The organism is Salipiger mucosus DSM 16094 (assembly GCF_000442255.1).
GTDB lineage: Bacteria > Pseudomonadota > Alphaproteobacteria > Rhodobacterales > Rhodobacteraceae > Salipiger > Salipiger mucosus.
On record NZ_KE557275.1, the window covers coordinates 423,712 to 434,643 of the forward strand.

General features: G+C 71.0%; 8 protein-coding genes and 1 pseudogene. 3 read left to right on the forward strand and 6 right to left on the reverse strand.

Going from position 1 to position 10,932, the window contains the following annotated elements; all coding sequences use genetic code 11:
• Both SALMUC_RS11345 and SALMUC_RS11350 read left to right on the forward strand, forming a co-directional pair.
• On the forward strand, positions 1-526 hold a 526-nt coding region (locus SALMUC_RS11345; RefSeq protein WP_020040567.1), incomplete at its 5' end, for a 4'-phosphopantetheinyl transferase family protein.
• Between the two features lie 234 nt (positions 527-760).
• Positions 761-2,089 carry a GumC family protein gene (locus SALMUC_RS11350; RefSeq protein ID WP_020040566.1) on the forward strand — a complete coding sequence of 443 codons (1,329 nt, stop codon included), beginning with the start codon at positions 761-763 and terminating at the stop codon, positions 2,087-2,089.
• A gap of 18 nt (positions 2,090-2,107) precedes the next feature.
• Here the strand turns inward: SALMUC_RS11350 and SALMUC_RS11355 are convergent, their stop codons facing one another.
• The 6 genes and pseudogenes from SALMUC_RS11355 to SALMUC_RS11380 all read right to left on the reverse strand — a co-directional run bounded on the left by SALMUC_RS11355 (position 2,108) and on the right by SALMUC_RS11380 (position 9,879).
• Complete coding sequence (locus SALMUC_RS11355; protein ID WP_156883477.1) at positions 2,108-3,226, reverse strand: CpsD/CapB family tyrosine-protein kinase; 1,119 nt, start codon at positions 3,224-3,226, stop codon at positions 2,108-2,110.
• 406 nt (positions 3,227-3,632) lie between these two features.
• A pseudogene (locus SALMUC_RS11360) lies at positions 3,633-5,739 on the reverse strand (NAD-dependent epimerase/dehydratase family protein).
• Positions 5,740-5,749: 10 nt separating this feature from the next.
• On the reverse strand, positions 5,750-6,706 hold the full coding sequence (locus SALMUC_RS11365; RefSeq protein ID WP_020040563.1) for a glycosyltransferase family 2 protein: 957 nt from the start codon (positions 6,704-6,706) through the stop codon (positions 5,750-5,752).
• Positions 6,703-7,950, reverse strand: a complete 1,248-nt coding sequence (locus SALMUC_RS11370; protein ID WP_020040562.1) for a glycosyltransferase — start codon at positions 7,948-7,950, stop codon at positions 6,703-6,705. Before SALMUC_RS11370 ends, SALMUC_RS11365 begins: the two co-directional genes overlap by 4 nt.
• Positions 7,947-8,771, reverse strand: coding sequence for an NAD-dependent epimerase/dehydratase family protein (locus tag SALMUC_RS11375; RefSeq protein WP_245584701.1), 825 nt, complete (start codon positions 8,769-8,771; stop codon positions 7,947-7,949). Before SALMUC_RS11375 ends, SALMUC_RS11370 begins: the two co-directional genes overlap by 4 nt.
• Positions 8,698-9,879 carry a Gfo/Idh/MocA family protein gene (locus SALMUC_RS11380; protein ID WP_021120264.1) on the reverse strand — a complete coding sequence of 394 codons (1,182 nt, stop codon included), beginning with the start codon at positions 9,877-9,879 and terminating at the stop codon, positions 8,698-8,700. Before SALMUC_RS11380 ends, SALMUC_RS11375 begins: the two co-directional genes overlap by 74 nt.
• 285 nt (positions 9,880-10,164) lie before the next feature.
• On the opposite strand from SALMUC_RS11380, the gene SALMUC_RS11385 reads away from it, so the two are divergent.
• The gene (locus tag SALMUC_RS11385) at positions 10,165-10,929 is read left to right on the forward strand and encodes a WecB/TagA/CpsF family glycosyltransferase (RefSeq protein WP_020040559.1); all 765 of its coding nucleotides are present in this window, start codon (positions 10,165-10,167) and stop codon (positions 10,927-10,929) included.
• The last annotated feature ends 3 nt before the right edge of the window (positions 10,930-10,932 follow it).

Here is a 10,932-nt window from a genome sequence, read left to right on the forward strand (position 1 = left end):
CCGCGCGGTGCCCGCGCGGGTGGCCGATTTCGCCGGGGGCCGCCGCGCCGCGCGCCGCGCGCTTGGGCAGTTCGGCCTGCCCGAAGCGCCGCTTCCCATGGGCGCGGACCGCGCCCCGGTCTGGCCCGAGGGCCTGACCGGCAGCATCACCCATGCCTGCGGTCTGTGCCTCGCGGTGGCGGGCCGCACCGACACCTGGCGTGGGCTGGGCATCGACCTCGCGGCCGATTCCCCGCTCGAGGATGCGCTGATCCCCGAGATCGCCACGCTCGAAGATCTTGCCCCTCTCGCCCCGCTGTCGCGCGGCGCGGCGGCACTGCGGGTCTTCGGGGCCAAGGAAGCCGCCTTCAAGGCGCAGTTCCCCGAGACCGGCGCGATGTTCGGCTTCGAGGCCATGACGGCCGACCTGCAGGGAGGCACCATGCGCATGGTTGCCGACCTTGGCCCGGGCGCCGGGACCTTGCTGCCGATGCGGCAATGGGTCGGCGCGGGGCTGGTGGTGTCGCTCTGCGCCTGGCCGCGCTGAGCGCAGGTCCGAACGCGCAGGCAGGCCACGATCGACAATAATGGCAAAAAAGTGTTCGGAAATTCCGATCCGGACACGGTATGTTTCCAAATATCCCGCCGATAATCATGGCCGAAATTGGGCGGAAAGGCTAAATGTTGACGCGAAGGCGGCTCACTACGGGCGCAATGCGCACCGACATCGGGCCGCCGGCGTTCGCAGGGTGGGGGCCACACTCTTGCGGGGGACTCCGCCGTGACACAGTTCCAGTCGATCGAATCCGTGTTCGCCGCGCTGCGTCGCCGGGCCTGGATCATCATTCTCGTGACCGTCGTGGGCTGTGCCCTGTCGGTCTGGGTCGCGTTGAACCAGGACAAGGCCTACGAGGCGACGGCCGTGGTTCAGATCGAGGAGGCCCGTGTGCCCGAGCGCCTGACCGGCGGCGCCGCTCAGAACGCCGATGCCGCGCGCCGCGTCCGGCTGATCGAGCAGCGGCTGATGTCGCGCGACAACCTCATGCGGATCATGGAAGAGCATGACCTCTTCACGGATGCCCCCGAGATGACCATGAACGAGCGTGTCTACCAGATGCGCATGGCCGCGAGAATCGAGGAAATCCGAAGCAATTCCGGCAGCTTCCAGGCCTCGCAGGAGGTGCCTTCGGGCCTGACCATCACGGTTCGGCTGGGCGATCCGCAGAAGGCCGCGGATGTCGCCAACGAGCTGATGACCACGGTGATCGAACAGTCGCGCAGTCGCAGCGCCTCGAGCGCGCGGGACACGCTGGAGTTCTTCGAGAAGGAAGAGGCCCGCATCGGGGCCGAAATCTCGGAGCAGGAATCGCGCCTGGCCGACTTCAAGCGCGCCAACGCCGAGGCGCTGCCGGGCGGCATCACCTCGCTGCGCAGCCAGCTCGTCACCCTCGAGGAGAACGAGCTCGAACTCGACCGCGAGATCGTCGCGCTGCGGACCAATTCGGCCCGCCAGCGCGAGGACGTGCTCGACCGGCAGGTCGCGCTTCTGCAGGAGCAGAAGGCGCTGATCGCGCAGCGCTCGGAGACGATCCGTGACACGCTGCGCCGCGCGCCCGACGTGGAGCGCGAGCTGAACGAGATGGAACGCCAGCTGGGCAGCCTGCAGGAGCAGTATTCCGTCATCACCCGCCGCAAGGCCGAGGCCGAGATGGGCAGCATGCTGGAAGACCGCGAGCAGACCGACCGCTTCGAGGTGCTGGAAACAGCGCTGGTCCCCGAGGTGCCCGCCTCGCAAAGCCGGCGCAAGCTGGCGATGGCGGGCGGCGTGGCCAGCCTGCTGGCCGGCCTTGGCATCGCCTTCCTGGCAGAGCTGATGAACCCGGCGATCCGCAGCGCCGCGCAGATGGAGCGCAGCCTTGGAATCCAGCCGGTGATCGCGGTCCCGGTGATCCGCTCGCGCGGCCATCACCGGCGGCGCGGTCTTGGCCTGCTGGCGCTGGTCGCGCTGCTGGCCGGGGCGGTCTGGGCGGGGCTGCGGTTCGTCGGTGATCTCGGGCCGCTGCAGGGTCTTCTGGAACGGATCCTGCCGCGCAGCGTGCAGTCCTCCTGACCGGTCCGCGCGGCGGGGTCAGTAGGAATACTTGCGGATCTGCGTGTCCTCGGCGCGGTTGAGCACGGTGCCCAGCAGGGGCGTGCTGTCGCCAAGGCGGCGTTCGACCTCGCGGACCTCGCGCTCCGTCGTGATGCCGCCGCCGACGACCATGAGCACACCGTCGAAAAGCGGCCGGAAGGCGATCACGTCGTCGTAGAACAGCGCCGGCGGCAGGTCGAAGAGCATCACGTCGGGCGCGAAGCGCGTCTGCAGGTCGTCGAGCGTCGCGGCGGTGCGCGGGTCCTGCAGCAGCTCCGAGGCGTAGGGTTCGCTTTCGGTGTTGAAGCCGAAGGCAATGTTGTGCCCGGCGTGGATCGTGTTCGGTCCCATCCGCAGCATGTGCTGCTCGGGCGGCACCACGCCGCGCAGCATGTCGCCCATCGCGCCGGGTGGTTCGACGCCGAGCACGCGGTGCAGGCTGGGCCGCCGCAGGTCGCAGTCCAGCAACAGCGTCCGGCAGTTTTCCTGCCGCGACAGGCTGATGGCGAGGTTCGCGGCGGTGAAGGTCTTGCCGCAGTCCTTGGTGGGCGAGGTGATCGCGACGCGCGTCCAGCCGTGTTCGGCCAGCGCCTGCAGCAGCCGCGTGCGCAGCACGTCGAAGGCGGTATGTGCCGGATCGTGCCGCCCGGCGGTGATGACACGGTTGCGGTCGAGCTGCCGTTCATCGACGGAGATGCTGCGCAGCGCGTCCCAGGGATCGGCGGTCGTGGTGCCCCTGGCGCTGTTTTTCGCGACGGGCGCTTCCGCCTGCGTGGGCGCGGCGGGCGCGGCACCATCGGCGTCCGGCTCGGGGTCGTGCGCGACCGCCGCTTCTTGGTCTGCCTGCTCCGCAGCGCGGGCGGCTTCCTGAGCGGCCTCGGCTTCGCGCGCGGCGTTTTTCTGTCGAGCGACCTCGGCGGCTTGCTCGGCAGCTGCCGTCCGGGCGGCGTCTGCTTTCCGTTCGGCCTCCGCCTCACGGGCGGCCTCGGCAGCGCGCGCGGCGTCTTCTTCTGCGGCCTTCGCAGCTTCGGCGGCCCGCGCCTTCTCCGCCTCGTGTGCCTGCTGCGCCTTCAGCCGCGCCTCCGAGGCCCGGCGGGCGTCGGCGATCCTGCGCATCGTCGCCTGAGCCCTTTCCCGGTGGGCCGGCTCCACATCTGCGCGGAGGTCCTGCTCCGGGCGTCTGGGCTCAGCGGGATCGATCCTGTCCTCCGGCCGAGGCTCGGCGATCGGCGTTTCGGGCGCCACGTCCTCGGAGAGGCGCCGCTTCCGGCGTTGGAATTTCCGGCGTTCGGCCATCGTCAGGACTCCGCCCCCTCGGCGATCTCGCACCACTTCAAGCGGCGCGGCGCCGAAACGGGGCCGTGTTCAGAATATGTCAATGGCGCGGTCCGATACATGGGGTGCCGATTCCCGGCGCATATCCGGGGATACCGCCGCCTCGTGTGTCCGTCGCAAGGATAGGACCAAACGAACGGGGCAGGAATAAGGTCCGAATTGGGGGATTGTTGACGCATGCCCAGCCTCAGAACCCAAAGAGGCCCGCCCGGGTGATCGCCTGATCGACGAACCGCACGCGGTCGGTCTCGGGCGCCCAGTCCAGCCGTTCGCGCGGCTTGGTGTTGTCGAAGGGCGAGAAGTGCGCGCGGCTTTTCCAGTCGGCGAGCGAGGGGCGAACCACCCCGCGCTTGCGTAGAGCGTATTTCTTGAGGCCGTATTTCACCGCGTCCGCGGCGTAAAAGGCCGTGAGGTTGCCGGGGCTGACCTGGATGCGGGCGCCCACGCGTCTCGTGGATCGCGTCGAAGTAGTCGCGCGCCGACATCATAGGCGGCCCCACGAGGTTGAAGCTTTCACCCACCGCACCGGGCCGCGCGGCCATGCGCACCAGCCCGTCCGTGACGTCTTCGATCAGCACGAAGGGCAGGGTGTTGCGCCCGTGGCCCCAGATTCGCACCGCGCCCGCGCCGTGCCATCGCCCGATGCCCCAGTGTTGCAGCGGCCCGCCGGGGCCCACGACGATGCCCGGCCGCGCGATGGTCAGCGGCAGCCCGCGCTCGCGGTGCAGCTTCATCAGCTGACGCTCGCATTCGGCCTTGGACCGCGCATAGAGGTTGCGGTCGCTCATGTCGGCGGGAAAGGGCGTGTCCTCGGTGATGGTCTGCCCTGGGTCCGACATGTCGTAGCTGGCGATGGTGCCGGTGTAGACGAGGCGCGAGACATTGGCCTGCACGCAGGCCATGCCGATCCGGGTGGCGACGCCCACGTCGTTGACCAGCGCATCGGCCCATGAGGTGTCGAGCGACTTGGCAAGGTTGAAGACCACGTCGATGCCCTGCATCGCCCCGGTCAGGGCCTCGAGGTCATGCAGCGAGACGGGCAGGGTCTCGACCTGGTCCGGCAGGTCGGGAAAGGGCCCGTGCCGCCCGCGCGAGATCACGCGCACGTCGTGGCCGTCGGCCACCAGCCGGCGCGTCAGTGCGCGGCCGATGAAGCCGGTACCGCCGATGACCATGGCGGAGGGCTTCGGCTGGCGCGTTTGCACGGCCGGCGCGGCGGTGGCCAGCACCTCGGCCGGCAAGCGGGCGATTGCGTCGTCAATGGCCTGCATCACGGCACTGGCGCTCGCGCCGGCAAAGCGCGAGTCGGGCGCCCGGCCGTGGGCGAGCGACCCGTAGACGCCGGCCATCATGCCGCGAAAGCTGAGCGCGTAGGGGCCCTTCTGGTTCAATGATCTACCCTGCACCCAGGCGTTGCGCAGCCCCTCGCGCAGGTGCTGCGCCGAAAGGTCGAGCTGCCGGCGCAGCGGGTTCACCACGAGATCCGAGGCGTTCTCGCGCTCGACGGTCAGCACGTCGGCGGCAAAGTCCAGCCGTGCCCGGCCCGAGGAGCCGCGCAGCGTGACCGAGCGGTCGTCGATGGTCTCGACCAAGGAGAGCGTGATCGTGATCTCGACCCCGCTGGCGCGGGCGAGGATGCGGATGGCCTGCGGGCGCATGTCCTCGCCCGGCAGCGCGACGGGCTTGCCGGCCTCTGCGTGCAGGATCTCGGGTGCCCCGAAAAGGTCCACCACGAAGGCCAGCAGGTGCGGTGCCAGTTCCAGCAGCAGGTTCTTCGGCTCCCGCAGCAGCCACAGGTTGAAGGGCCCCGAACGCAGCGGCGCCAGCGGCAGCGCCCAGGTGATCTCGGCCCCCGAGACGCGGCCCAGTTCGCCCGCGTCGGCCATCTCCTTCATCCGCAGCCAGCCCGGCAGCCCGAGGAAATTGTGCCCTGCATGAAAGCGCTTGCCGGCGGTTTCGGCGGCGGCGGCGATCTCGCGCGTTTCCGCGGCGCTTTCGGCGACGGGTTTCTCGACCAGCACGTGCAGGCCCGCCTCGAGGCATTGCAGCGCCAGCGGCCTGTGCAGCTGCGGCGGCGTCAGGATGTGCACCGCGTCGCAGCAGCCCGCCTCGATCATGTCCTCGACCGTGGTGAAGGCCCGCGCGCCGTGAGCCTCGGCCAGCCCCTGGGCCGCGCTTTGCGACAGGTCGCAGACGGCGGCGAGCCTGACCTCGGGCGTGGCGGCAAGCGCGTCGGCATGCCAGGCGGCGATGTATCCGGCCCCGATGAGGCCCACGCGGATGGGGTCTGACATAACGGTTCCTTTACTTGTACTCGATAAGGCGCATCTGCGCGCGTCTCAGCCGGCGAAGATGAAAGGTCGCCATGCCGATCAGGTTCGGAAATTTCGACAGGGTGAGCAGAACCGCCTGCCGCCGCGCCTCTGGCTTGGGCAGGCCGTCGCGCGACAGTCCCTGCGCGGTGCGCCACCAGTTGAGCGGGTAGAGCGCGGCCATCGCCAGCGCCAGCCAGCCCGAGAACGTCGCGGCCAGCAGGATCGCCAGCGGCAGGGCGAGCGCGTAGGCCAGAACGCGGCGGCGTTCGGCAACGAAGTAGTCGGGGTGCAGGTGGCCCACCTGCGCAAAGCCGTGGCCCGTGCGCACCGCGCGCCGCCACCACTGGCCAAAATGGTGCATGTCGGCGTCGTGGCGCGTCATTTCCTGCGGGAGGCGCTCGAGCTGCCCGCCGGTCTTGCGCAGGCGGGTGCAGAACTCGTCGTCCTCGGCGGCGATGACGCCGGGGTCGAAGCCGCCCACGGCGCGAAAGGCTGCGGCGCGCACCATCATGTCGCCGCCGCAGGCCCGGATCTGCCCGGCGGGGCGGCGCCACTCGGCGTCTGCCAGCTGGTTGTAGAGCGAGGCATCGCGATGGATCTCGGCTCGCCAGCCGGTCACGAGCGCAAGCTCCGGGTGCGCGTCCAGATGCGCGCGGCCGGCGTCAAGCCAGCCGGGGACAAGCGCGCAGTCTCCGTCGACGAACTGCACGAGGTCGGGCGCCTCCAGCGCCGCGAAGCCTGCGTTGCGCGCGCGGGCGGCGGTGAAGGGCGCAGAGCGATCCAGTTCGACGACCGTCGCCCCGGCCTCGCGGGCGCGCGCCACGCTGTCGTCGCGCGAGCCGCTGTCGACGTAGACCACCTGCCGCGCGCCCCGCGTCGCGGCCAGCGCCGCGACCAGACGCGCGCCCTCGTTGCGGCCGATGAGCACCACGTCGACAGCGCTCATTCCGGCACCGCGCGCTTGGCCGGGGGCGGGTCGCCCTCGGCATAGGTCGTGATCAGGCGCGACAGCCACGCCGCCTCGGTGCGGACCGAGAAGCCGGCCTCGACCGTCGCGCGCCCGGCCGCGCCCAGGGCGCGGCGCCGGTCGGCGCTGGCGAGCAGGTCGTCCAGCGCCGCGGCAAGCGCCGGAGCGTCACCGGGCGGCACCAGAAGGCCGCTCTCGCCGTCCGCGACCAACTCGGGGATGCCCGCGATCCGGGTCGTCACCACCGGGACGCCCGAGGCCATGGCCTCCATCAGCACCACGGGCACGCCCTCGGCGAAGCTGGGCAGCACGAAGACGTCCGTCCCGGCCAGTGCCCCGGCCACCTCGTCCTGGCTGCGGTAGCCGAGAAAGCGCACAGCATCGGTCAGCCCCAGCGTGGCGGCGCGTGCCTCGAGCACGGCGCGGTCGGGCCCGTCGCCGATGAGGTCGAGCCGCAGGTCCGCATGGCGCGCGCGCAGCGCCGCCACGGCGTCGAGCAGCACGGGCACGCCCTTGACCCCCGCCAGACGCCCGACGAAGAGGAGGCGCTTGCCGTCATGCGGGGCGACGGAATAGCGTTCGGGCTCGATCCCGCAGTGCACCACATGCAGGCGATCCCAGTCGGCAGGCGAGGCGAAACACATGAGCTGCGCGCGGCAGTAGTCGCTGATGCAGGCGACAAAGCGGGCGCGGGCGGTCTTTTCGTCGATGCGCCAGTGATGCGGCTCAAAGAAGATGTCCGGCCCGTGGATGGTGAAGCTGTAGGGCACGCCCGAGAGCGCACTCGCCAGCATCGCGACGGTGCAGGAGGCCTTGGCGATGTGGTTGTGCAGATGCTCGACGCCCTCGTGGCGCAGCACCTCGGCCAGCACCCCGGCCTCGAGGAAATAGAGCAGGTTGTAGAGGCGCCCGCGCAGGCCCTTGGGCGCGGTGGTCCACGCGAGACGCAGGGCGGCGAGGTAGCCTCCGGGCCGCGTCGCGATCCAGCGCAGGTGCGCGCGCGCCAGCCGCAGGGGGCGTTTCGCCGAGTCGAGCACGCGGATGGTGCTGGCGTGTTCGGCGCGCTGCTCGGGGCCGACGAGATGCTCGGCGCCGGTGGTGCGGATCGTGCAGGTCAGCACCTCGTGCCCCAGCGCGCGCAGGGCCGCGACCTCGCGCTGGATGAAGGTGTCCGAGGCGCGGGGATATTCCCCGGTCAGGTAGGCGAGCCTGGGCCGGCTCATGGTGCCGCCTCTACTGCGTGTTGCAGCGTAGTCTCGAAGGGCGCGGCATCGGCGCCTCCGAGCGCGGCGCGCAGGGCGGCGTTCGGGTAGCGCAGCGGCATCAGGCGGGCGCGCAAGACGGGCTCGCGCAGCAGGCCGGGGCGCCGTTCGCCCAGCGGACGCAGGGCGCGGGCGGCGGCCAGCCAGAGCGGCCAGGGCAGCGAAAGCGCGGCGCGCGGCCATCCGGCGGCGCGGCGGTGGGCGGAAAGAAAGCGCGCGCGGTCGGGGCGGTCGTCATCGATGACGTTCAGAGCCTTCACGCCGCCGGGGTCGGTCAGCGCTGCGCGCACCAGCGTTTCGGCCACGCGGCCGACATGCGCCAGCGGCAGCTCCCCGTCAGAGCCCGCCTGCACGAAGAGCGGCCCGACGCGAAATCCCATGAGCGCGTGCCACGTCCGTCCCGGCCCCCAGACCACGCCCGGCCGCATGAGCCAGGCCGCGCGCCCGCTGTCGCGCACCAGCGCCTCCTGCCCCAGCTTGGCGGCGGCATAGGCGTCGCGCGGCTGCGCCGCGTCCTCGAGCGGCGCGGATTCGTCCAGCGTGCCGCCCGGCGCCACGCGCATCGTGTCGTAGACCGCGATGGAACTGACCAGCACCAGGCGCTGGCCCGGCGGCATCGCGTCCAGCAGCTGCCGCGTGGCGCGCAGCGTGTCCGAGGTATGCGCCACCGCGTCGCCGCCGAGGTGCGCGGCAGCATGGATCACGGCGTCACAGGCGCGGGCCGCATCCGCGAGGGCCGCGTGCCCGGCGGGATCGGCGAGGTCGCCGCGCAGGACCGAGATTCCGCCGTCCTGCGCCCAGTCCGCGGGCGGGGCGCTGCGCGCCGGCATCTTCGCCCGCGTTCTGGATCGCCAGCGTGACCTCGGTCAGGTGCAGCGCGAAATCCGAGGAGAGGCGGCAGGGGCGGCCTTCGTCCAGCGCGTCCAGCAGCTCGGAGGGGCCGAGCATGAAGTTCATCGCCGCCGCGCCCCAGCGTTTGACCTTGGGGTGCGTGGGCTTCGCCAGACGGAGGCGGCGCGGAAAGGGATGCTCCATCAGCCGCCGCCGCAGCGTGAGGCGCCGGGCAAAGCGGACCTTGGCGGCATTGTCCCAGGCGGCGCCGCAGCTCAGCACGCCCTTGTCGCCGACGATGCGGATCGAGTGGTCGTGCGGCGCGACGATCGAACAGGTCAGCCGCGTCACGGGCCCGTCCTCGAAGAAGAGCGTCGCGACCGCGAGATCGGGCGCCACGGGCCCCGCGACGCCCTTGTCCGCCCCGGTGTCGGCCGAGGCCGCGACCACCGTGCGCACCGAGCCGAACCAGGCGATCAGCCAGGCCAGGTAATAGCCCGCGTGCTCCAGCGTGCAGCCGGTGCGAAACTCGTCCCCGGCGGGCCAGGGGGCGCCGCTTTCGCTGAACCAGTCGGCGTGCGGGGCCTGCGGGATGAAGCCGTCGTCGAGCTCGGCATAGATCGCGCGCGGGGTGCCGGCGATGCCCCGGCGCAGCGCCTGTCCCAGCGTCTGCGCGGCCTCGCCCAGCACCGAACAGGGCGCAGAGGCCAGCATCAGGCCGCGCTCGGTGGCCAGCGCGTGCAGGGCGCGCGCCTCGTCCATCTCCAGCGCCAGCGGCTTTTCCGAGTAGACGTGATGCCCCGCCTCGAGACAGGCGAGGTTCAGCGCGTAGTGGGCGGCCGGGTTCGTGAGGTTCAGGATCAGCCCGCCCGCGGGCGCGGCGGCCAGGAATTCCTCGAAGGTGTCGCAGGCGGTCAGCCCCCAGTGCGCGCAGAATTCGCGCAGCCGATCCGCATCGCGGTCGTGGACCGCCGCGACCGTGATCCCCGGCATGACCTGCAGCGAGCGCATGTAGAGATCGGCGACAAAGCCGCAGCCCAGCAGCGAGACCTGTTTCATCGGCACACCCCCATCGGCCGGCCGGACCCGGTCGCTCGGCTGGCGCGGCGCGTGGCTGTGACGATCATGTCGGTTCCGTATCCGATTCTTCGGCATCCCTGGCGTGGCCCTTTATGCGCCGCAAAATCTGTCGATAATTCGGCAGAGGTCGAAATCGTGCCACTGCAGCCGGTCGGGACGGGCACCTGCGACCTTCGCGCCACGGTCGGCATGGAATCGCCTGAATAACGGCATCTTTTCGCGCATTGTTTCGCTAGGATTTCGGCCGAGGGAGATGCTGTCGTTATGGAGTTCAACATCGGCGGAGCGCGTATTGCGGTCAACGTGCCCACCTGGGCTGCGTTGCGTGCGCGCGTGGCCGAACGCCTGGCGCAGCAGCAGGGATTTGCCCTTGCGACCATCAACCTCGACCATCTCGTGAAACTGCGGGCCTCGCAGCGGTTCCGCGTTGCCTATGCCGCGCAGGACTTCGTGACGGCCGATGGGCATCCGATCATGTGGATGTCCTGGCTGGCCAAGCGCCCGGTCGAGTTGATCCCAGGCTCGGACGCGATCCTGCCGCTCTCGCGCATCGCCGCGCGGCAGGGCGTGCCTGTGGCGCTGGTGGGGGCCACCGAGGTTACGCTGCAGCGCGCGCGGACCTACCTCGAACGCGAGGTGCGCGATCTCGAGGTGGTCTGCACCATCTCGCCGCCCATGGGCTTCGATCCCGACAGCCCGGAGGCCGCCGACATCCTGCGCCAGGTGGGCGCTTCGGGTGCGGGGCTGTGCTTTGTCGCGCTGGGCGCGCCCAAGCAGGAGATCTTCGCTGCCGCCGGGCGCCGGCACGCGCCCGCCGTGGGCTTTGTCAGCATCGGCGCAGGGCTGGATTTCCTCGCCGGGGTGCAGCCACGCGCACCGGAATGGGCGCGGCGCTTCGCGATGGAATGGCTCTGGCGCGCGATCAGCGATCCGGGCCGGCTGGGCCGGCGCTACCTGAGCTGCGTCGCGATCCTGCCGGGGCAGGTGCTGCGCGCCATGGTGCTGCGCTTCCGCTCGCGCCGGATCTGAGCG